At 57.5% G+C, this 22,013-nt stretch carries 18 protein-coding genes; 9 read left to right on the top strand and 9 right to left on the bottom strand.

From position 1 onward, the window contains the following. Window positions 1–89: 89 nt before the first annotated feature. The gene (locus tag NF685_RS12840) at window positions 90–650 is read left to right on the top strand and encodes a recombinase family protein (protein WP_264813760.1); all 561 of its coding nucleotides are present in this window, start codon (window positions 90–92) and stop codon (window positions 648–650) included. 281 nt (window positions 651–931) lie between these two features. Here NF685_RS12840 and NF685_RS12835 read toward each other — a convergent pair whose 3' ends face one another. Continuing rightward, window positions 932–2,170, bottom strand: a complete 1,239-nt coding sequence (locus NF685_RS12835; protein WP_252849919.1) for a DNA cytosine methyltransferase — start codon at window positions 2,168–2,170, stop codon at window positions 932–934. A gap of 98 nt (window positions 2,171–2,268) precedes the next feature. On the opposite strand from NF685_RS12835, the gene NF685_RS14365 reads away from it, so the two are divergent. The 4 genes from NF685_RS14365 to NF685_RS12820 all read left to right on the top strand — a co-directional run bounded on the left by NF685_RS14365 (window position 2,269) and on the right by NF685_RS12820 (window position 5,523). Further along, window positions 2,269–2,511 carry a helix-turn-helix domain-containing protein gene (locus NF685_RS14365; protein ID WP_353936381.1) on the top strand — a complete coding sequence of 81 codons (243 nt, stop codon included), beginning with the start codon at window positions 2,269–2,271 and terminating at the stop codon, window positions 2,509–2,511. After that, window positions 2,501–3,592: a restriction endonuclease, SacI family gene (locus NF685_RS12830; protein ID WP_252849918.1), complete on the top strand. Its 1,092-nt coding sequence runs from the start codon at window positions 2,501–2,503 to the stop codon at window positions 3,590–3,592. The genes NF685_RS14365 and NF685_RS12830 overlap by 11 nt, the downstream gene beginning before the upstream one ends. Window positions 3,593–3,877: 285 nt before the next feature. Continuing rightward, window positions 3,878–4,432 carry a recombinase family protein gene (locus NF685_RS12825; protein ID WP_252849917.1) on the top strand — a complete coding sequence of 185 codons (555 nt, stop codon included), beginning with the start codon at window positions 3,878–3,880 and terminating at the stop codon, window positions 4,430–4,432. Between the two features lie 716 nt (window positions 4,433–5,148). Then, window positions 5,149–5,523: a DUF488 domain-containing protein gene (locus NF685_RS12820; protein WP_252849916.1), complete on the top strand. Its 375-nt coding sequence runs from the start codon at window positions 5,149–5,151 to the stop codon at window positions 5,521–5,523. A gap of 154 nt (window positions 5,524–5,677) precedes the next feature. On the opposite strand, the gene NF685_RS12815 is transcribed toward NF685_RS12820, so the two are convergent. The 4 genes from NF685_RS12815 to NF685_RS12800 form a co-directional block, all read right to left on the bottom strand. Further along, the gene (locus NF685_RS12815) at window positions 5,678–7,999 is read right to left on the bottom strand and encodes a beta strand repeat-containing protein (protein ID WP_252849915.1); all 2,322 of its coding nucleotides are present in this window, start codon (window positions 7,997–7,999) and stop codon (window positions 5,678–5,680) included. A gap of 758 nt (window positions 8,000–8,757) precedes the next feature. After that, window positions 8,758–9,279 carry a translation initiation factor IF-3 gene (infC, locus tag NF685_RS12810; protein WP_222546126.1) on the bottom strand — a complete coding sequence of 174 codons (522 nt, stop codon included), beginning with the start codon at window positions 9,277–9,279 and terminating at the stop codon, window positions 8,758–8,760. Window positions 9,280–9,471: 192 nt separating this feature from the next. Next, on the bottom strand, window positions 9,472–11,406 hold the full coding sequence (thrS, locus tag NF685_RS12805; RefSeq protein ID WP_252849914.1) for a threonine--tRNA ligase: 1,935 nt from the start codon (window positions 11,404–11,406) through the stop codon (window positions 9,472–9,474). A gap of 39 nt (window positions 11,407–11,445) precedes the next feature. Beyond that, window positions 11,446–12,357, bottom strand: a complete 912-nt coding sequence (locus NF685_RS12800; RefSeq protein ID WP_222546128.1) for a glycosyltransferase family 9 protein — start codon at window positions 12,355–12,357, stop codon at window positions 11,446–11,448. A 117-nt stretch (window positions 12,358–12,474) separates the two neighbouring features. Between NF685_RS12800 and rbsK the strand changes: the two genes are divergently transcribed. Further along, window positions 12,475–13,431, top strand: coding sequence for a ribokinase (gene rbsK / locus NF685_RS12795; RefSeq protein ID WP_252849913.1), 957 nt, complete (start codon window positions 12,475–12,477; stop codon window positions 13,429–13,431). A gap of 104 nt (window positions 13,432–13,535) precedes the next feature. Here rbsK and NF685_RS12790 read toward each other — a convergent pair whose 3' ends face one another. Beyond that, the gene (locus tag NF685_RS12790; protein ID WP_252849912.1) at window positions 13,536–14,336 is read right to left on the bottom strand and encodes a tetratricopeptide repeat protein; all 801 of its coding nucleotides are present in this window, start codon (window positions 14,334–14,336) and stop codon (window positions 13,536–13,538) included. A 55-nt stretch (window positions 14,337–14,391) separates the two neighbouring features. Here NF685_RS12790 and NF685_RS12785 point away from each other — a divergent pair, with 55 nt between their 5' ends. Next, window positions 14,392–15,240 (top strand): Rossmann-fold NAD(P)-binding domain-containing protein, encoded by an 849-nt coding sequence (locus NF685_RS12785; RefSeq protein ID WP_252849911.1) that lies wholly within the window; start codon window positions 14,392–14,394, stop codon window positions 15,238–15,240. Between the two features lie 411 nt (window positions 15,241–15,651). Then, window positions 15,652–16,632 carry a hypothetical protein gene (locus NF685_RS12780; protein WP_222548606.1) on the top strand — a complete coding sequence of 327 codons (981 nt, stop codon included), beginning with the start codon at window positions 15,652–15,654 and terminating at the stop codon, window positions 16,630–16,632. Between the two features lie 43 nt (window positions 16,633–16,675). Here NF685_RS12780 and NF685_RS12775 read toward each other — a convergent pair whose 3' ends face one another. The 3 genes from NF685_RS12775 to NF685_RS12765 are packed head-to-tail and all read right to left on the bottom strand — an operon-like array spanning window position 16,676 to window position 20,875. Beyond that, window positions 16,676–18,175 (bottom strand): efflux transporter outer membrane subunit, encoded by a 1,500-nt coding sequence (locus NF685_RS12775; protein ID WP_252849909.1) that lies wholly within the window; start codon window positions 18,173–18,175, stop codon window positions 16,676–16,678. 5 nt (window positions 18,176–18,180) lie between these two features. Next, window positions 18,181–19,257 carry an HlyD family secretion protein gene (locus NF685_RS12770; RefSeq protein WP_252849908.1) on the bottom strand — a complete coding sequence of 359 codons (1,077 nt, stop codon included), beginning with the start codon at window positions 19,255–19,257 and terminating at the stop codon, window positions 18,181–18,183. A 13-nt stretch (window positions 19,258–19,270) separates the two neighbouring features. Beyond that, entirely contained in the window at window positions 19,271–20,875 is a 1,605-nt protein-coding gene (locus tag NF685_RS12765; RefSeq protein WP_252849907.1) for an MFS transporter, read from the bottom strand. Window positions 20,876–21,016: 141 nt separating this feature from the next. Here NF685_RS12765 and NF685_RS12760 point away from each other — a divergent pair, with 141 nt between their 5' ends. Continuing rightward, window positions 21,017–22,012 carry a LysR family transcriptional regulator gene (locus NF685_RS12760; RefSeq protein ID WP_252849906.1) on the top strand — a complete coding sequence of 332 codons (996 nt, stop codon included), beginning with the start codon at window positions 21,017–21,019 and terminating at the stop codon, window positions 22,010–22,012. Window position 22,013: the final 1 nt, after the last annotated feature.

The following is a 22,013-nucleotide window of genomic DNA, read 5'->3' as shown; positions in this document are numbered from 1 at the left end:
AAACACCTGATTCTGTTACGATAATGGGAGGATGGCGAAACCGGGTTCAGACGTACCGAAAAGCTGTCCCGCAATGACAGGACGGGAATATGGGAAAATATGGCTATGCAAGGGTAAGCACATCGCGACAACAGACAGACAATCAGGTGAGCGACCTGCTCCGTGAAGGTGTGAGCGAGGACAGCATCGTGACCGAGACCATCTCAGGCGCGACGTCGTGGAAGACGCGACCGGCGCTCAGGAAACTGGTGCGAAAGCTTCATGCAGGAGACACGCTGATTGTCGCCAAACTGGACAGGCTGGGACGTAACGCTCTGGACGTCCTCACGCTCATCGATGTGCTGAAAAAGCGAGGCGTAGCGGTACGTATCCTCAATCTCGGCATCGACACCTCAGGCGCCGGAGGCAAGCTGTTCCTGTTGCTTCTCGCAGGCTTTGCAGAGTTCGAGCGCAACATCATTCGTGAGCGAGTGCTGTCAGGGCTGGAGACGGCGAAGGCCAGAGGAACACGTCTGGGAAGGCGTCCCTCCCTGCCAGAGGAAGACCTCGCTCAGGCCAGACGCCTCAAGGCGCAGGGGCTGTCAGCACGAGAGGTTGCAAAGCTCCTGCACGTCTCCAAGATGACCGCATGGCGAGCCATGAACTCCTGAAAACCGTATCACAAACCCCGTCCCATAATTGCATGACCGGACTCACTGCCATGCAAAAATGGGCTATTCCCAAATCAGGTGTTTTTGGGACAGCAGAGACTTAGTGAAGGGAGGAGCGAAATGCCAGATTTTCACCTCGAAGGTGAGAAGAGGATATTCCCTTCAATCTCGTAGCGATCACATTCCAAAGATAGCAACGGCGTCCGACATCCATGACGAAGGCAATACACCGAACGTCGTCGGTAGTGCAGCCCATCACTTATCTGAACGAGTTTCACACGTCACGCCGTAGCGGGGGTTTTCTTTTTCGCGCGCGCTATGGCAGCCGGACCTTTGCCAGTCCCCTTGTGAGCCTTATGGTCGCCAATCAAAGAACGGTATTGGACTGGCAGAGGCGCTACTTTTTCTGGAGCAGGCACATCGTGGCGCCGTGGCGGCAACAGTGTTGGCTTATCGGAGACCGTCTTATCTAGAAATTGCCGTTTAATTTCTCGAGCAAGAACCTCCGCCATCAAGCTAGGGACGGCGTTGCCAAGCATCCGCTGCATCTCGGTACGGCCGCTCCTTATCAAGAGGCCGTCTGGAAATGTCTGCAGCCTTGCCAATTCGGTAAATGACAGCCTGCGGTTATCCCAGTGGAAAGGGCCGATGGCGGATCCCGGCTGTGCCTGCACTGTCCAAGATGGTAACCGCTTGCTCAGCTTAAGCAGGAAACTCCAATATCTGGTGCGCCAGCCAAATAGTGGCTCTCCCCCTTTCCTAGCGGTATGCCACAAGTAATTTTCGCCTTCTGGAATCGTAGGTAACAACTCACCCCAACGTCCGCCAATTAGTAGGTCTTGTTTCTCGTCGGGTTCCGGCAGATCGCCGATAGCGTCCCACGCGGTCCGATAGGGTTCCACTGTGGCTAATAGATCCTCAGAGGCTGAAACGCTGTGTGTTGGTTCTGGAAAGTGGAACGGACGCCCATCTTTGGAACCAACAAGAAAAGCTCTTTCACGTAGCTGGGGCACGCCATATTCAGCGCAACGCAAAACTCTCCAATGGACGTCATATCGAGTGCCAGTTTCGCAGTTGATCTTTTTGATGCCCTCAAGAAGATACTGGAGACCTTCGTCCTTGTCGGCGTAAGCCAAGCCCCCGACGTTCTCGAGAAGAAAGGTTCGCGGCTGAGTGTCCCGGAGAACGCGAAGGTACCCGATAAGGGTGTCGGACCGTGCGTCGTCTAGTCGCTTCGTTTCACCCTTCACCCAATAGGCAGCCTTGGAGAATGGTTGACAAGGCGGGCCTCCGAAAAGGACGTCTGCCTCCCCCACGCGCAACCCGGCCTGATCAAGAATTTCCTGTGATGAGACCTGATTAATGTCCGACTCTATGATTTTCCACATAGGGCGGTTCAGACGCATCGTATTGCAACAGTGGCGATCGAATTCGAGAGCGACTCGTGTCTGAAACCCAGCTGCTTCAAATCCGAAATCTATGCCACCGATTCCGGAGAACAGACTGATCGCTTTCAACATACCACTTTCCCTCTGATCTCCAATCTTTATCCTAAGACCCGATTCGAGGACAATAGAAGTGGGAAATTGTATTGTCAATACAAGATGTGCAAATCCGCATGCGTCTCAGGGAAGTTTTAGACGCGTACGCGTCTCGAACAGGCCGCAGAATGACCTATGAAGCGTTAGCGGCAGCGAGTGGGATTTCCGTAGCCACGCTCCAGTCACTTGGCTCTAGAGCCACTTACAACGCGACACTCGCAACCATCGGAAAACTCTGCCGAGCGCTCGAATGCACTCCAGGCGATCTACTCGAAATGGCCCCCGCTTTCTCGACGGAAGGCGAGAAAAATGAAGATTGACAAGAAAATAGCAGACGCAATTCTTCGTACCGAAGCAGACAACGCAATAAGTGCACCCTTGGATCGAGACTGGGTCAGGAAGGTGGAACGGGTATCGGAAATGTGCGCTGCTGGGGCGCCTGAGACCCACATTGCTTTTCTCGCAACATCCATGCTTGCGCGTGCAGTAGATGCCAAGGCAGACCTCTTTTATATTAAACCGAATCTCTACAAAGAACTGCCCAACGCCTACTCAGCGCGTACACTTAGTGAGAAGGTAGTCGTTCCGCTTTCCGCCGAATTGGGGTTCTCCATAGGAGTTTCCGGCAAACAACCTTTGAATAATCAGCCGTATTTTAGGATGACCTTCCTTGGTGACAAGACCCCGGTACACGGGGCAGGCAGACAAGTCTTCAACTTAATGATTGAGCTTATCCACGAACTAGCGGCATCAACGCCTGCGCAAGCAAGGCAGGCGCTCCGAGCGTTCATCGCCGTGCGCCGAAAATACCAACGCAGGTATGACGACGCTGGCGATGACGCGAGCCTGTCACTCGAACAACTGCTAGACGCAATACAACGGCTAGTAGGGGCTGCTTCGGAAGGCGGACGCCGCGCGCAAGCGGTTGCCGCAGGACTTCTAGATGTGCTTTACGGTGAAGACCGAGTTGAAAGTGGACGTATCAATGATCCCTCTCGGCACTATGCAGGCGACGTTGTAATCCTTGCCTCAGAAGAAAGACTTGGTTGGGAGAAGTCCTTTGAGATTAGGGACAAGCCTGTACCGTTCTCCGACATTGCGATCTTCGGACGCACATGTGTCGAGCGCGGTATCCGCGAGGCCGCTGTAGTAATGGTGTCGAACGAACAAGCGTTTGTGGATCCTAATAAAGTACGGGAATTGGGTGAAGGATACGGGTTCTCGATGACATTGTTCTATGGGTGGGAGCAGCTTGTTAATAACTGTCTGTTTTGGGCAACTCTGCCGACACCGGAGGCCGCTAAGCTTGCAGCAGCAACGATTCGTGAGCGTTTGATCGCAGTGGAGGTGTCCCGTGACGCAGTCATGCTGTGGGATAGCCTCATAGCGAATCCTGCCTGAGCCCCTGTCGGCGCTCTTATCCAAATTGAGAGTCGCTCTCGAAGCCGGGACAGGAGGAATGGACGGCCTGCGATCGCCTAGAAATAATTAGGTGTATCATGTGCCGTATCATTTTGGCGCACTGAGGATATGATTTATTAGTTATATATATTTTTGTCCTGTGAAAAAATCCTCACTTCGTATGGTATAGTCATATATTGGGAAATATGGCGGTATTATAAAACCGCAGAAAACAGCCAAAAATGAACTGCCATAAATCCCCGCCAAAACTATAAGGGGAATTATATGAAATATGGCTATTGCAGAGTATCGACTTTAGGACAGGATTTACAGGAACAGGAAGACGCCTTGATGGCCTTGGGTGTCCCAAGGGCCAACATCTTCAAGGAAAAGATTTCCGGCGCCGTGAAATCTGATGACAGACCACAATTCGCGAAATTGCTGAAGAAGCTCCAGACAGGTGACGAGCTGGTTGTCATGAAGCTCGACAGGCTCGGAAGGTCCACCCTCGACATCCTGACCGTCCTCCAGAATCTCAGACAGCAGGGTATCGCCATAACCATCCAAGGGGTTGGCACCATCAGGGATGACATGATGGGAAGCCTGACGATGAACCTCCTTGCCTCCTTTGCCGAGTTCGAACGCGCGCTCATCATTGACCGCACCCAATCTGGCAGGAAGAGAGCCATGGAGAGTGGCATCAAAATGGGCAGGAAACCCAAGCTCAGCAGACAAGCCCAGGAAGCTATCCGCAGGCGCTACGGAGAAGAGACCGGGACTGCGTTAGCCAAGGAGTATGGGGTCGCCCTTAGAACCATACAGAGGGTTACAGCCCCCTAAGATTGAGGCGCCTTGAGGTCATCATTTCTGGGCACTCGATAGAATCCGCACCATCAAAAAAGACCTCTTGATTTCCCCATAACCTTTCTCCACAATCCCACCCCATACCCACTTGAAGGGTTTTGTGAAAACCGCAGTTTTCAGCCGTTTTTCAAGTTTGTGACTTGGAGAAAAAACGAATCGGAACCGATTCGAATCCCACTCTCTCCGCCACGAACCCCTTCCATTACGAAATGATCACGCCTAGAGCGCGCAGTGCTGTTCTCTGCAGAAGCGCTCTCTCATATGTGCCTGAGCACAGCGCGAATGGCTTGCACCGTTCGAATGCGATGAGACTTCAGCTGAAAGCGCATTGCGCCGCCATTCGGGCAGCACGGATGCCGGACCCTCTGGCCGCATCGACGCGTTCTGAAATAATAATGAGTCCACCGGAAATGGGGCTTCCGTCGTGTTGGGTAGACATCACAGCGCCCAGCCAGCCAGACCTACCCGTCGCCAAACGCGACAGGATCGGTGGATCCGTTTTTTCACCGCCCGACTCCCACTTCAGGCAGCAAGCAACGACGCACCGGCGCCTGTGGTGACACGGCCTTCAGCATGTCTCCCAGCATCTTCCTTGATTTCTATGCACGCTCGTTTTCGATCGCATCTGTCCGAACGTCGCCTGAATGCTTTACCCCGCCTGCTGCAAACAGATAACTTCAGAGAAAAAGGGCATGGCAATGCAGAAATTACTGGCTGAAATTTCTCTCAAACGGGCGTATGACACGCCAGACAAAAGCGATGGCACCAGAATTCTGGTCGACCGGCTTTGGCCGAGAGGCGTACGAAAAGCCGATCTGCAAATCGCGCTGTGGCTCAAAAATGTAGCGCCGAGTACCGATCTGCGGAAATGGTTCGCCCATGATCCGGCAAAATGGGTAGTTTTCCAAGAAAGATATCTGGATGAACTCCAGCGTGGCAATGATGACCTTTGTACCCTGCTGCACCTCGCTCGTTCAGGAAAAATTACGCTCGTTTACGCAGCACATGACGAAGTTCATAATCATGCTCTGGTTTTGCGTGAGTTCCTGAAGCAGACACTCACCTGATCAAAACGGGCACAATCGTCCGATCTGCAAAACACGTCGGAAAATTCTGCTTGAGCCTTCTATCGCCGTCTTGAAGACCTCTTAAACAGCAAACGCTCCTGACCGTTATCGATAAGGAGCGTCCGAATACATTCATGAAACGAACAGCAGGCTGTCAGCTGATCGTGAAATCCGAAGTCTTGAGATCGGTAACACCAAGGAACGTGATCTTGGCCGTCCCATCGATCATCACCGAGGTGTTCCCCCCCGATACCGTCGCCGTGTTGAGGATATTCTGTGCTGCAGCCGTCGCATTCGTAGGCTTGTAATTGTACAGGAAGAACTTGTTATCGGCCGCGCGGAAGTCGGTGATTGTGAAATTACCTGCTGTGTGATTGGCAAGCATACCGAACAGATTTCCAGCACCCGATCCACCTGTAACTGTAGCCGAGGCCGATGAGTCAGAAGTGCCTGTAAACGCCGTGCCGAAGTAGAACTGATCGGAAGCTGTTCCACCGATTACGGTCTGCTGTCCAGCTCCGGTCCAGGCAGCGAGGCCGCCCGCCACATTACGTCCGTCAATCGTCTGATTGCCGGTTGTATAGGGCTGGTTTGCCGTGAAAAGCATTCGCGAAGAGGAGCGCAGCGTGGCAGTCAGGCCATCAGCACCGAAAATCGTTCCGCTCCCTGCGGATATATTCGTCTGCCCCGTGCCGGAAATGAAAGAAAGCGCGCCGCTGACGCTGATCGACTGATTGCTTCCATGGATGACCTGCAGATTGCCAGCAGCCGAGATTGTGTCGCCCTGCGTGCCGGTCACCGTTGCCGAACCTGAGCTGACATTAACGATGGAGGACGTCCCGCCGTAAACAGTGCTGTTATCGCCTACCGTGATGTTGTTCCCGCTTGAGAAATCCATCACAGCAGCATTGGTTTTCAGATAGGCGGTCGAGCTGCCGCCCTGAAGCGAGACCGTGTCTATCGCGCCAGCAGCACCATAAATTGTGTCATGACCAACAGAATTGACAAAATTGTTCGATCCACCGAGATAGAGAGTATTATTGCCCGTGCCACCCGTGATGGTGTTGGTGCCCTGCGCCCCGTAGATCGTATCGTTTCCCGATCCGGTAGCAATATTCCAGTTGCCGTTGGAGCTCGAGGCGTTGAACGCATTGTTACCCTGTGTGGCAGCAAAGCTTCCCGAGCTATTCCCGACTTTTACTGTCGTACCGAATTCATTGCCCGACAGGATATTCAGATAGCTTGCTGAGTTCTGCGTCGTATCGAGCGTAACCGAACCATTAAGCGTGCTGGTGTCGGTCGAGCCCACAACAATATTCGAGTAATTGCCGGAAACACCGTAGCTCCCGGCTGTATCCACGATTGCCTGCGATGCCTTCTGCGACGACACGAAGCTGTTCGATCCCGCAGAGAGGATCGTGTTGTCGAGCGAGCCGGCAGCAATCAGGGTCTGTAGGCTGGAGGCATAGGTCTTGGCCATCATGCCAGCCGTATCCGTCGAGCTGTAAGGAACATAGACGGTGTTGTTGACACCTTTGACGATCAGATTGGGCATGGTGACCTCATTTGCGACGTGCGAGCTGTTGGACGTACCGGATGTCATCGAAACGATCGGAGCGGTGCTGGACCGATCGGCGTAGGAAACAGTGCTGGAGGTATCGTAAGTGATCGTAGGGTCTTCGACATTGTAGTTGCCCGTTACATCGGTTGTCTGACCCGTCCCGGTCGATTCAACACCGATATAGGTGCCACTGAGATACCAGTTACTGAGGTTTTCGACTTCGCCAGCGAGATTGGGATAGAGACCGACAATCGACTTGATCGCGGCCATCAGGCCCTGATTGAGATCGATCGTCGTATTGTACATCACCCCGTTATTCGCGGCATTTGTCGGATCGATATAAGCTGCCTGGGAACCGGAGACATTGTAGATCGAACCACCCAGAGACTTGGGCAGATACACATAGGCCTCTGGAGCCCCCTTGTAATCGACGGTTTCGAATTGCAGGAACAAGCCGAAACTCATTGTCGCGCTATGAAAGTTGATCGTGAAATTGATACCGGCCTGATAGGTTCCGGTCGATCCTGAGTAGTTGCTGATGCCTTGCTTGAACGACGCCGTGATCTGATGATTGAAAGAATACTGACCGTCGATCGCTTTTACCGCAGAGAGCTGCACATCGAGCAATCTCCCGCCCTGCGCCGCCATCTGATAGATGTAATGTCCGTTATCAGCATCGCGGAAGACATTGTAGCTGGTTTTACCCTCGGCAGAGGTCGTCGACCCGGTGGTCCAGTGCCCTACCGAATATCCGAACTGGTTATCCCATACACGGGACTCATCACCTGCGAGCGGATTGAAAGCTGACTGATTGTTCCATTGAATGACAGCCCAGTCTGGTGACGTTTCTCCGTCAAGATCCGACAATGTATCGTTATAAACGATCTGGCCGTTCACTACCTGCTGGGTATTCATCGGAAGGTTGGGACCATCTACACTTGGATCAGAGTAGATATTAGTCGAAGAACCGGTATTATTCGTGCCCATCGTTAATACGACCTTCTTACCTCGTTAAAGCAACTCTAAACGTCTTATGCGAATCAGTCTGCACCCCTCGCATTTAAATTCTCTTAATTCCTGGACAAAAATCTCACCAAATCGTGAGGTTAATATACATAGCCATTACAGAACAACATCGAGAAGTTCTAAGAATTTATTTTGACCTGGATCAAGGTTACGAGCAATTATCCCAATCGGTAATGCCCAAAATATGAATAATTACGTGTTCAACGGCATATCCGTCCTATAGATGTCAAACTACGTTAAGATCTGGCCCGGATCGCGTGATCTATGGTGAATAATGAGCTGTAAATTGACGGCTCCCGGCGCATGCTTGCGACCAGTTCTTAATCTACAAAAAGTTTTATTGTGTAATTCCTATCGGTCTCCGCCCCTGATAACAGGCTGAAATCCCCAAATCCCTGCGTATTTCCAGCGCGCGCGAAACAGATCAGGTGCAACGGGGAAAAACAATATTTGTCTTCATAGACAAGAAATGGCGCCACTAACGCCGCTTCGACCGTTTTCGGAGATCGATCGTCTCCGACAGTACGAGAATCGACAATGAGCGTGATCAGAGAAAAGCCGAGCAGGGTTATCGTACGCCCTCAAACGAAAAAACCCCGGCAAAGCCGGGGTCTTCGAAAGCAGTCTTCTCGGAAAAAACGGTCGGATCAGCGCGGTGCGAGAACCATGATCATCTGGCGATTCTCGAGCTTGGGCATCTGCTCTACCTTGGCCTTGTCTTCCATCTCGGTGCGGATGCGTTCGAGCATCTTGATCCCGAGCTCCTGATGGGCCATCTCGCGGCCTTTGAAGCGGAGAGACACCTTGACCTTGTCGCCTTCGGCAAGGAAGGCATTCATGGCGCGCAGCTTGACCTGGTAGTCATTCTCGTTGGTGCTGGGACGCACCTTGACTTCCTTGATCTCGATAACCTTCTGCTTTTTGCGCGCTTCGTTCTTCTTCTTCTGCTGCTCGTATTTGAACTTGCCGTAGTCAAGAATCTTGACGACAGGGGGCTCAGCCGTCGGGCTGATCTCCAGAAGGTCGAGTCCGACCGAATAAGCGCGCGCAAGAGCATCGCGTGTCGTCATGACGCCAGCCATCTCGCCATCGGCGTCAATCAAGCGCACCTGAGGAACTCGGATTTCCTCGTTAACACGGGGCCCTTCACGGGTAGGTGCGGCCTGCATTGGTGGTCTAGCTATGGTCGTCTCCTGTCGACGTTTTCAGAATATGTAACGGCACTTCATTACGCGCTGACAGGCCGAAATTTTCATCACCTTCCTGTGACAAAATTAACGACCCGTTTGCGAGAAGTCCGGTGCCCCGACATAGTCACGAAACACCGGAATTGCAAGGTTTACGCAGGGGATGCCCGCGTTTCAGCCCTGCAGGCGACGCATGTCTGGAGCCATGGCTTCCTGGCCCAGCATGGTTACCACCTCGTCCAGAGCCAGAATCTCCTGGGCAGCCCCGCCAAGACGGCGCATGGCCACCTTGCCTTCCTCTGCCTCGCGACGCCCGACAACGAGAATGACCGGCACACGGGCAAGAGAATGCTCGCGTATCTTGGCATTGATCTTCTCGTTACGGCCATCGACCTCAACCTGAAGCCCGGCACGACGCAGCTTTGCCGCAACTTCCTGCGCATAGGGCTCGGCATCTGTCACGATGCTCGCCACCACAACCTGGGTCGGGGCCAGCCAGAGCGGGAACTTGCCGGCAAACTGCTCGATCAGAATACCGATGAAGCGCTCGAAGCTGCCCAGAATGGCGCGATGCAGCATAACCGGGCGATGGCGCGCGCTGTCCTCACCGATATAGGAAGCGTCCAGACGCTCGGGCAGGATGAAATCGACCTGCAACGTGCCGCACTGCCAGTCGCGGCCGATCGCATCCGTCAGCACGAATTCGAGCTTCGGGCCATAGAAGGCACCTTCGCCCGGATTGGTCTCGAACGTCACTCCGGCCAGGGCACAGGCTTCCTTGAGCGCCTTTTCCGACTTGTCCCAGGTCGCGTCGTCACCCGCACGCGCGTCGGGACGGTCGGAGAACTTCACACGGAAATTCTCGAAACCGAGATCGCGATAGACCTCATCGAGCATGGCAACGAACGTCGCCGTTTCAGCCGCAATCTGTTCCTCGGTGCAGAAGATATGTGCATCATCCTGCGTAAAGCCACGCACGCGCATAATGCCATGCAGCGCACCGGAGGGCTCGTAGCGATGACAGGCGCCGAACTCGGCCATACGCAGCGGCAGCTCGCGATAGGAGCGCAGCCCATGACGGAAAATCTGCACATGGCAGGGGCAGTTCATGGGCTTGAGGGCGAGGGTCTTTTCCTCATCCTCGACAGTCGCGATGAACATGTGCTCGCGATATTTATCCCAATGGCCCGAGGCTTCCCACAGGGCACGATCCACGAGCTGGGGCGTACGCACCTCCTCATAGCCATAGCGCGTCTGGAGGCGGCGCATATAATCCTGAAGCACGGTGTACAGACGCCAGCCCTTGGCGTGCCAGAAAATCTGGCCCACCGCTTCTTCCTGGATATGGAACAGGTCCATCTCGCGACCGATACGGCGATGGTCACGCTTCTCTGCCTCTTCCAGCTGGTGCAGATAGGCGTCGAGTTCCTTCTGGTCGCGCCAGGCCGTGCCGTAGATACGCGTCAGCATGGGGTTGCGATGGTCACCACGCCAATAGGCACCCGCAACCTTCATGAGCTTGAACGCCGTGCCGATGTCCCCGGTGCCGCGCATATGCGGCCCACGGCACAGATCGAGCCAGTCGCCCTGACGATAGATCGAGATGGTCTCGCTCTCGGGGAGATCGCGGATCAGCTCGGCCTTGAAACGCTCACCTTTCTCCTCGAAGAAGGCAATGGCCGCATCACGATCCCATTCCTCGCGCTCGAACGGCGCATTGGCCGCGATGATCTCGCGCATCTTCGCCTCGATCGCCTCGAAATCCTCGGGCGTGAAAGGCTGGTTGCGGAAGAAGTCGTAATAGAACCCGTCCTTGATGGAGGGGCCGATCGTTACCTGCGTGCCAGGCCAGAGCGCCTGCACGGCCTCGGCCAGGACATGGGCGGTGTCATGGCGAATCATCTCAAGAACGATATCGTCCTTGCGCGTAATGAACCGTATGGCCGCATCTTCGGCGATCTCGGTCGAGAGATCGACCAGCTTGCCGTTCAGGCTCATTGCGACAGCAGCACGCGCCAGACCGGGACCGATCGAAGCCGCGACTGCCGTGCCAGTCGTGGCACCGTCGAACGTGCGAACGGAACCATCGGGCAGGGTAATGGCAGGCATGGACTTGCGCTCCTGGCGTAAGAAGAAAGTTGAGCTGTTCTAATGGCCCCAGTTAAGGCAGGCCGCAACCCTGGAAACGTCGAGAGTCCGCAGATCATCGACCGCAAGAATACGTACCTGCCCGGGTTTTTGTCCGTTCGGCGCCGTGAGGCGCGGGTTGCTCTCCCCCGAATACAGCACGAGGGAAGGGCATCCCATCGCAGCGGCCAGATGCATGGGACCCGTGTCGTTGCCAATAGCAAGCGCCGCCCGGCTGAAAATCCCGCCAAGCGCCAGCAGGTCGGTCTGCCCGGTCAGATCCACCATGTCAGGCAGTTCAGCCCCGATCGTCTGCGCAAGACTGCGCTCGGAAGCCGACCCGACCATGACGACGCGCAACCCTTTCTCCAGCAACAGACGGCCCAGCGCAGCGTAATGCTCCCCTGGCCAGCGTTTCGCAGGCCGATGAGGGGCCGCACCCGGTACGATTACGGCATAGGGCGCCGGCAGATCCGGTCCTCCACGTGCCAGCCATTCCACCTCCGTCACCGGCAGTTCCGGCACGCCCAGACGAGCCAGCTGGTCACGCTGCCTCGCCACGCTATGCATGAAGTCACGTTGCGGATTGTCGTGACGATAAGCCCCGTGAGACGCGATCCCGCTCCAGTTTTTCTGCCCGGCGAGCCGATAATAACCGGTGCTCCGTCCGGAAGTCTGAAGATCGATCACCAGATCGTAGCCGCGCAGCTGACGGCGCAACGCCAACATGCCTGCCAGATCGTTCCAGCGCGGACGGCTGTCGATCTCCACACGGTCGAACCACGGACTGGCCTTGGCCAGATCATGAAAAGGCGCAGTCGTCATCAGCGTGATCTCGGCCTCAGGCCAGTGAGCCCTGATGGAGGAGAAAGGTGCAAAGGCCTGAATGAAATCGCCCAGAGCACCGAGCTTGATCACGAGTATACGAAACATGAAGCGATCCTAGCCGAGGCGGCGTCGCGATGATACGCCATGCAGCGGTGCACCGCCCTCACCGGGCACCCCAGATCGATCCAGATGCCTGCCCTGTCGCAGGCCCGGGAGCCAGCCATGTCCGACAAACCAGCCCATATTCTTTCTTTCGGCAGCGTCAATATCGATATCACCGCACGCGCCGAGCGTATTCCCCATCCGGGTGAGACGGTTCATGCCGCAAGCTATGCAACAGGACTCGGGGGCAAAGGGGCCAATCAGGCGGCTGCGGCGGCCCGTCTCGGACAGGGCTGCGGTCTGAGCGTCTTTATGGCGGGGCGTATCGGCACGGATAGTTTCGGGTCCCTGTCACGCAAGCTGCTGACACCTTTCGGGGTCGACCTCTCGGCGTTGCGTGAGGACCCCGATCATCCGACGGGCGTGGCCCTGATCACCGTCGATAATAAGGCCGAAAACATCATCACTGTCGCAGGCGGGGCCAATATGGCGCTGGACAGCAGCGATGTCGCCGCCCATCGCGCATTGATCCACTCAGCCTCGGCGCTGCTTCTGCAGCTCGAGATACCGCTCGAACTGACGGTCGCCATTGCAGAAGAAGCACAACATGCCGGAACGCTCGTGATTGTCGATCCGGCCCCTGCTCCGGCAAACGGCCTGCCGGATGCGCTATGGCAGGCTCTGGATGTCATCACGCCAAACGAGACGGAAACACGTCTTCTGACCGGCATATATCCCGAGACACAGGCAGATGCCGCGCGTGCCGCGCGCAAACTCAAGGAACGTGGCGCCACCCATGCCCTGGTCAAGATGGGCGCACGAGGCGTCTATTATCTGAGCGGTGAACGTGAAGGTTTCGTGCCGCCTTATCCCGTCGAGGCAATCGACACGGTCGCAGCCGGCGACTGCTTCAATGCAGGGCTCGCCACTGCCCTCACACTGGGCAAGGATTTTGGCGAGGCGGTTCATTTTGCCGCTGCCTGCGGGGCACTGGCCACGACGAGACCCGGCGCTGCAGAATCGGCTCCCCACTGGCAGGACGTGGTCGCCATGGTCGAAAGCCGACAAAAAGCCTGACGGGCGGGATAACGGGAACGACGAAAATCTCAGCGGTCGGAACAGGAGAAGCACGATCGAAAAGGCGGTCGGAACAGGAGAAGCACGATCGAAAAGAATGTCGTTCAGTCCTGATCGGGATCGGCATCGAGAACGGCTTCGTCCTGTCGGGCCAGATAGGCCTCATGCCCATCCGGGGCGAGAGCAATGACACGGTCCCAGTCACCGCGTGCGCGGGCATATTGCATCAGTCTGACATTGAGAATGCCACGTTCGAGCAGGGCATCGATATCGTCAGGCGACAGGACAAGGGCCTGATTCACATCGGCCATGCCTTTGGCGTTCTGACCCAGATAGCGATAGGCTGTGGCACGCACGACAAGAGCCCGGACGAGAAACGGGTCGACAGACCCTGCGGGAGCCCGAGCCTCCGGCAATGCCCCAAGAGCCTCGATACTCTCGGCAAAATGTCCCTGCATGGACAGGCTGCGTGCCAGCAAAACCCTTAACCCCAGACGTGCAGGTTCCGCCGCCAGAGCCAGACGCGACGCGTGCTCCGCTGCCTTTCCATCTCCCGCCAGTAACCAGGCCCCGGCAGCCTGCTCAGCAAAGACCGCATGACGCGCCCTTTCGGAAGGCGAAAGAACCTGCCCGCCCTGGGCTTTCGACAGGGGCAGGGAAAGGGTTTCATACTCTGCCGCGGCATCGCGATACGCCCCAAGAGCCAGTTCGGCCTGGGCAAGACACTCATGTGCATCCCGCCCACCACCGTGATGCAGCCAGTTCTGTGCCGTTTCCTCAACGAGATCGGGGGTATCCGGCAGGGGCGCCATGCACTGGGCAAGATTTTGCGGCGGCGCATAGGCCAGAACCGGCCCCGCCCACAGACTGCTCCCTATCGCCAAGGCACCAAAAGCATGTTTCATACATCCGTGATTGGCGCGGCACAGCGTCAGCGGTCAAGCGCGAATGGGAGCTTTCATGCCACCTCACCTCGTTATTCTGGGTCAGGGCTATTCAGCCAGCGCCGTTGCGCCCGAGGCCCTTGTCCTTGGCTGGACCGTGACAGGCACGAAACGACAGCCCGATGCAGACTCCAGGCTGCGCGCTTTCGACGGGGTCGAGGCTGAACTCGGTCAGGCCACCCATGTTCTTGTCAGCGTGCCTCCCGATGAAACGGGCGATCCTGCTTTCCTCCGTTATGGTACGCTTCTGGCCGGTTCAAAGGCTTTGCAATGGCTGGGTTATTATTCCACGACCGGTGTCTATGGTGACAGGCAGGGCGCTCATGTGAACGAAGCCACGCCGGTTGCCCCCGGTCAGACCCGCAGCAGGGCGCGCGTTCAGGCGGAGCAGGACTGGCAGAGTCTCGCAAGGGATAAAGGAATTGCCTGCGACATCATGCGTCTGGGTGGGATTTACGGCCCCGGTCGCTCTGCTTTCGATACGTTGCGCTCGGGCAAGGCAAGACTGATCGATGCCCCGGATCATCTGTTCAGTCGCATCCATCGTGACGATATTGCAGGCGCCACCATGGCCGCCATACACACGTCCAGAGCTGCATCGTGCCGATTCCTGAACTTCGTCGATGACTGCCCCAGCCCCCAGGCCGATGTCTTCGAAGAGGCAGCCCGCCTCGGCAACTACCCTCTCCCGCGCAGACTCACTCTTGAGCAGGCCTGGAACGAACTCAGCCCCATGGCGCGCAGTTTCTGGTCCGAGCGACGTGTGGTCGATAGCGTCCTGACCCAGCAGGCTCTGGGCCGCGAATGGCTCTATCCGAGCTATCGCGAAGGACTGGCCGCCATTCATGCGCTGGAAACTTCATGAATAGGCATATCATGGGTTCCCCTGTACGCTCGCCCGTGCCACGTCAGATCGGCAAGCTGATCTGTACGGCGTTTGTCGCTTCGTCCCCCGAAGCCACCACTGCTCATCCCGGACGGTCGTTACGGACGATCATTCCGGGCTGGCAACCCTGCTTGCGGATGGGCTAAGCCGGTAACACCCATGAGCATTCCTTCTCTCTCCCGCCCGACAATATCCGTGTCCGGTGCATTCCCACGCCTCATTGCCCGGCATCTTGTCGCGATGCGTCATGGTTTCATGACCCGTGGCGCAGGACTCGTCGCAATCGCCCTGACCTCCCTGCTCTCGGGCTGCATCACGATCGGCCCGTCACGCCTGTCCCACGATCAGCTCGACTATTCGCGTGCGCTGGGCGAGGCAGAAAAACATGCAATGCTGCTCAACATCATCCGCATACGCTATGCCGACCCCCCAACCTTTCTGGACACGACCCAGGTCATTGCAGGCTATCAGCTCAATCGCTCGATCAATGGCGGTTTCAACGCCTTTCCCTCGGGCATAGGCAGCTATCTGTTTGGAAGCAGCACAGCCACGTTGCAGGAAAGCCCGACATTTACCTACCAGCCCGAAACCGGACAGCAATATGCCGAGAACGTCATCCGTCCGATCTCACCTGTGGTCATCATGCCGCTCAGTCTTGGCGGCCTGCCCATCGATACGCTGCTACGGCTGACGGCACAGTCGATCGACGGGTTATCGAATGTGCGCGCCCTGGGTGCCGGGCCGACAGGTGGCGGATCGGTGCGCTTCTATCTGCTTCTGCACGATCTGCGTCAGTTGCAGGTCGCCGGCGCCATGACCATACGTATATCGACGGATGCCGCCAAACCGACAGGCGACCAGCCGCCTTCCGGATCGGCCAACAAGCCCTCGGGCACACAGCCCGAACATGCCTATCTGGTACTGACAGCCACATCCGATCCGGCCCTGACGACCATCCAGGCCGAAGTGCGGCGCCTGCTTCATCTCGACCCTCACGCCGAAGAAGCCGAGATCGTCTATGGCCCCTATCCGAAAGTGGCCGGACAGATAGCCATTCTGACACGCTCGATGTTCGCCATGCTGTCCCAGATCGCCTATGAAATGGAAATTCCCGAAGAGGACATCAAGGCGGGTCGTACCCTGCCCACAATCAGCCCGGTCGGTATCGAAACACGCCCCGATGTGGTTATTCACTCAGGCAAGTCGGCTCCGGATCACAACTACGACGCCGTGCGCTACCGGGGCCGCTGGTACTGGATCAGCGATGACGATTTCCGCAGCAAGCTGAGCTTCACCATGATGCAGATCCTCGCGGCCCTCGCTGCCACCAGCCATTCGCCGGGTGCCGTGATCACGATCCCCGCAGGCTGAGAAAAAGGCGCGGCGGCCTCAGGGGCCGTCGCACCTGACCCGGCTAAGTTCGCGTCCAGCCGCCTCCCAGGGCGCGATAAAGCCGCGCCATCGAGACCGAGACTTCAGCCCGCGCATCCGAGAGTGCGCTCCGGCTCTCAAGCAGCCCATTCTGCGTCGTCAGAACGTTGAGAAAGTCACCGGCCCCCTGGGCATACTGCAACTGCGCCACCCGCACGGCGGTCTCACTTTCAGTGACCGCCTCAGCCAGTCGATCGTGGCGCTCCTGGGCTGTGCCCAGATCGGCCATGGCATCATCGACCTCCTCCCATGCGTGAAGAACCGTTCTTTGGAGCGCGATGGCCGCTTCTTTCTGCTGAAGCCTGCGCAAGGCAAGTTGCCCGGCAAGCTTTCCGCCCTCGAACAGCGGAATGGTCATGGTCGGACCAAAACCATACTGACGTGATGCCCATGACCCGAGGCCGCTGAACTGAAGCGCCTGGACATCCAGACTGCCGGACAACGTGATACGCGGAAAGAAATCAGCCACAGCAACCCCGATCGTAGCCGTCGCTGCATGCAGACGCGCCTGGGCTGCCCGTATATCCGGGCGTCTCTCGGCAAGCTCCGAGGGCAATCCAACCGGAATGGTTTCAGGGAGCGGTGGAATATTGCCCGTACCTGCAAGACGCCATGACAGGGTTCCCGGTTCGCGTGCCATCAGAAACGCCAGGGCATTGAGAAGATGGACTTCTTCACGATGCAGTTGCGGCAAACGGGCCTCGAAACCGTGCAACTGACCACGCGCATAGGCCAGGTCGAGTTTTGTCGCCGTACCCTGGGTCACACGCAAGACGGTCAGATCGACACTGTGACGAGCGATATCCAGACTCTGTCGGGTAATCTCGGTCTGAGCCTGCACATTGCGCAGAGCAATATAGTTCTGGGCGGTCTCCGCCATGAGCGAAACCAGCGTATCGCGCTGCATCTCGCGCATTGCCTGCATGGAGGCTGTCGCGGCCTCGACCTGACGGCGCACATGCCCCCACAGATCGACCTCCCACGACGCACTGAGCCCGTACTGGGGCAGGTTGAAGGAAGGATTACCTTTCGGCCCGGCTGCAGCAGCGGGCCCAAACCCCTGTGTTCCATCTGCAATCTGTGCCGGGTCGCGGTCCCCTTCCGTGCCGAGCAGGCCCAGGATGCCATTCGTACTGGCGCGCTCGCGCGCATAAGAGCTGGCGCCCTGCATCTGGGGCAGACGCGCCGCGGCTGCGATCCTGCGCTCGGCGCGACTCTGTTCGAAATGAAGCGCCGCTTCCCTGAGGTCGAGATTGGCATCGAGCACATCCTGCTCAAGTGCCGTCAGCACAGGGTCCTTGTAGAGCTTCCACCATTGTGCCTCGATCGGCGCAGTTTCATCCGGATGGCTTTTCCGGGGGGTCACACTTTCATGCCAGTGAGACGCTGCCACCGGGTCACGTTTATGGAAATCGGGACCGACCGAACAGCCCCCGAGGATCAGGAAAAGGCTGAGCGCTATCGTGCGGGACAAATGTCTCATCTCCCTCACTCCCACACGAAACGCGCATCGGTGCCATGAGCGCCGTCTCGCGGCGAGGCCGTATCGATCATGGCCTCGACGGACATACCGACACGAACACGCCGTGCCAGAGGCTGCCCGTCATCAAAAACCAGCTTTACCGGGACGCGCTGCACTACCTTTGTGAAGTTGCCGGTCGCGTTGTCCGGCTGGATCACGGCGAAGGCCACATTTGTCGCCGGTGCCACACTATCGACATGGGCATGGAGCACCGCATCGGGAAAGCTGTCGACCCGAATCTCGGCTTTCTGCCCCGTCTGCATATGGGCCATCTGCGTTTCCTGAAAATTGGCAATCACATAGGCCTGACGCACCGGCACGACAGCCAGAAGCCCGGTACCGGGGTGGACATACATACCGACACGCACGTCGCGCGCCCCGACTACCCCATCGACCGGGGCCGTGATGGTGCAATAGGACAGATCGAGTTCAGCTTGCCGCACGAGGCTTCGCGTCTGGATCAGGACACCCTGTGCACGCTCGCTTTCTGCAGCGAGTACGGCGAGCCCGGCGCGATTGGCATTCACAGCCGCCTTGTCACGCGCCAGCCGCGCAACAGCCTCGCGCTGACGGTCCTCGGCCCCCTGCTGCTGCTCGATCGTGCTCGCTCCCCCTGCTGAAAGCGCGCGGTAGCGGGCCGCATTCTGCCGCGCGAAAAGCAGGGCGGCCTCATCGGCCTCGATCGTGGAAAGTGCCGCGTCGATCAGGGCCGACTGGCGCTGCTGCGCTGCTGCGAGATTGACGGTATCGGCCTGCGCGGCACGGTGCTTGCCCCGAGCCGTATCGAGGGCCGTACGATAATCATCGTCTTCGATGTGCGCCAGAACGTCGCCCGCCCGCACCTTCTGATTGTCCGCAACAGGCACGCTGTCTATCCGCCCGGCGACCTTGGGCGCCACCCGCGTGAAATCGGCGGTGATATACGCATCATTGGTCGATTGATGACGCCCGTCGCCGACGAAGAAGCGATCTGCGCTCCAGGCGAGACCGGTCAGGACAAGCGCAGTGCATCCCGCAAACAGGAGCGGTTTCTTGTAAGCCATGAGGAGATTTCCGTTACTGTATTGCGAGAGGGGAGTTTTCGGGCTGCCGTGCAGATGCGGCAGGCTGCGCGGGCTTGGGACTGGAGGGTGCTTTCCCGGGGGGATAGACGCGACCGGGAAGCACGGCTGTCAGCACCACGAAAACGGCGCAGATCACGACCACCACGAGCAGGATATCGACCAGGGAGAGCACCAGCGCCTGCGCTGACAGCATTTCATGCAAGCTGTGCAGCGCATCGGCCCCGTCGAAGCCCTGCGTCATGTGAGGATGATCCAGCAGCATGGTCGAATGATAGTGCTCGCGGCGGCGCAGCAGGGTCGAGAACAGGGCGAATGCGAGAGCATTGGCCATGCCCTTGAGCATGTTGACCATGCCCGAAATAAAGGGGCCGTCGCTCGGGCCAAGCGCCAGAGTGGCCAACATCAGAACCGGAATGACCACCATGGGCTGACCGAAGATCTGAAGCGCCTGAATGACATAGAAATTGTCGCGCACCCATTCGGATGTCAGGCCTAGTCCAAGCCAGGCGGAAAATCCGAGAAGCGCCATACCGATCCCGAGCACCCACCGGCAATCGACCCGACGTATGTTGCACAGCGCGGCAACCAACGGCAGCACGACAAGCTGGGGCAGAGCCACGGTCAGGGAAACTGGAGCGGCCTGAATGGGGCGATATCCCTTGATCTCCTCAAGAAACGTCGTCGTGACTTCATTCATCAGGGCACAGACGATCAGTACCGCCACGAGTGACAGCAGGGACATCGTGATATTGCGGCTCTTCCAGTATTGCAGCCGGAAGAACGGGCTATGGTGATGCCATTCATGGATCAGAAACCCGAGGAAGAACGCCCCACCCCAGAATGTCAGATGGGTGATGAGAGGTGAGCGGAACCAGTCGAGCCGGTCCCCCTGATAGAGAACCGTCACGACGCACAGGATGGAGGGCGCGCCGATCAGAAATCCGCGCCAGTTGAAGCTGCGAAAACGCGAAAGCTGGAAGGGGTCCTGCGGCAATCCCCAGGCGATCATGGCGAGCGCGACCGCACCGAGCGGTAACACCTCCCAGTAGAGCCAGTGCCAGCCGAACCGTTCGAAGAGCAGGGCTTCGAAAGGCATACCCAGATTGGGGCCGAAGGTCGCACTCATGGCGTAACCGCCGATGCCGAAGACCTTGAGCGGCGGCGGGAGATATTTGAGCATGACGGTCATGAGGATGGGCGGAAGACACCCGGCGCTAAGCCCCTGCATGGCACGAAGAATACCGATCGGGACCATATCGGTCATGAACGGCAACGGCAGGGACAACAGGGCCAGCGCTGCCGTCATGAACAGCGCAAAGCGGTAGATCGAGAATGTGATGTAGAACCACGGCGTGAAGGCCATCGCCGCAATATTGAAGGCCTCGTAGATCGAGATGAACCATGCGCCTTCGTCGTGACCAAGATGCATGGCGCCGCGAAGATCGGGCAGGCCAAGCTCTGTAACATGTTCATTGAACCCCGCGACATGCACGGCCAGCAACATGCCCAGACACCCGATGATCGTTCTGAACCCGAAGGGGGGCGTGGCCGCCATAGGTGGCAGGATCCTTGAATCCTGCTTCTTGGGTGCAATCATGGGGCGACATCCTCTCCGCCCGGTCTCTAGCCTCGCCCCCCAGCCTCAATAACCCTTAATCCGTGAAAAGAATCCTTCCAGTTAGCGTAAGGATCAGGCAGATCCTTTTCATTCCATGCAATCCCTGGAGGGTCGGCCCCCGTGACCAGAAACCTGCCTGCCAAACGCGGTTATTCGCTCGATCATCTCCGCTGGCTTCAGGTTCTGCTGGAGGAGGAAAGCGTTACGCGCGCCGCCAGAAGACTCAGGGTGAGCGAAGCCGCCGCAAGCCGCCACCTCGCCTCACTGCGCACCCTTTTCGGAGATCCCTTGCTGGTACTCTCCGGCAGACAACTGGTTCCAACGCCCTTCGCCGCCGATCTACTAGGCAGAGTGCAAACAGTTCTGGCCGAAGCAGAAGCACTTGTCAGCGCACGCGCTCAGCTGGATCTGTCGCAGATCGCCCCGCATTTCACGATCCGCGCGCGCGACCTTTTTATTGGGGCTTTCGGCAGCGCCATCGCCGAGAAACTCAGGGAGTCCTGCCCGCGCTGCCAGCTCGTTTTCTCACCCGAGACAGAGGATTCAATCGGAGACGCGCTCAGGCGTGGCACGATCGACCTCTATATCGGTGCCACCGAAGACCTGCTGCCCGAGATCAAGAAGCAAACCCTGTTCCAGACCCGGTTCGAGGCCGTAGTCCGCGCAGGACACCCGATCCTCGATCAGGAAATCACCCCCGAGACGCTGGTCGCCTACGATCACATCACTACCTCCCGCAAGGGCCGTGCTCATGGGCCGATCGATGCAATCCTTGCCGAGAAATACGGTCTGGAGAGGCGTATCGCACTTGTCGTCCCCAGCGATTACGCCATGATCGAGACCATGCGCGAAACGAACATGATCCTGCCCCTGCCAGAAATCATCATTCGGCGCCTGCCACTCGAGGCTATCGGGGCCCGCGCCTTCGCCTTTCCGTTTCCACTGCCCGATCTCGTCAGTTTTCAGGCATGGCATCCGAGGCTGGATAATGACCCGGTTCACCGATGGCTTCGCGAGACTATTCTCGCGACAGTGCAATCCGTGGTCAAAGCCTTGCGGGACAGGTCGGGATCCAGACAGAATGCTCCGGCTGCATCGGCCCGAAATTGCACCTGAG

The organism is Asaia lannensis NBRC 102526 (genome assembly GCF_024054035.1).
Classification (GTDB): Bacteria; Pseudomonadota; Alphaproteobacteria; order Acetobacterales; family Acetobacteraceae; genus Asaia; species Asaia lannensis.
Note: the sequence above shows the minus strand (reverse complement) of the source record. Positions and strands in the feature narration are given on the sequence as shown.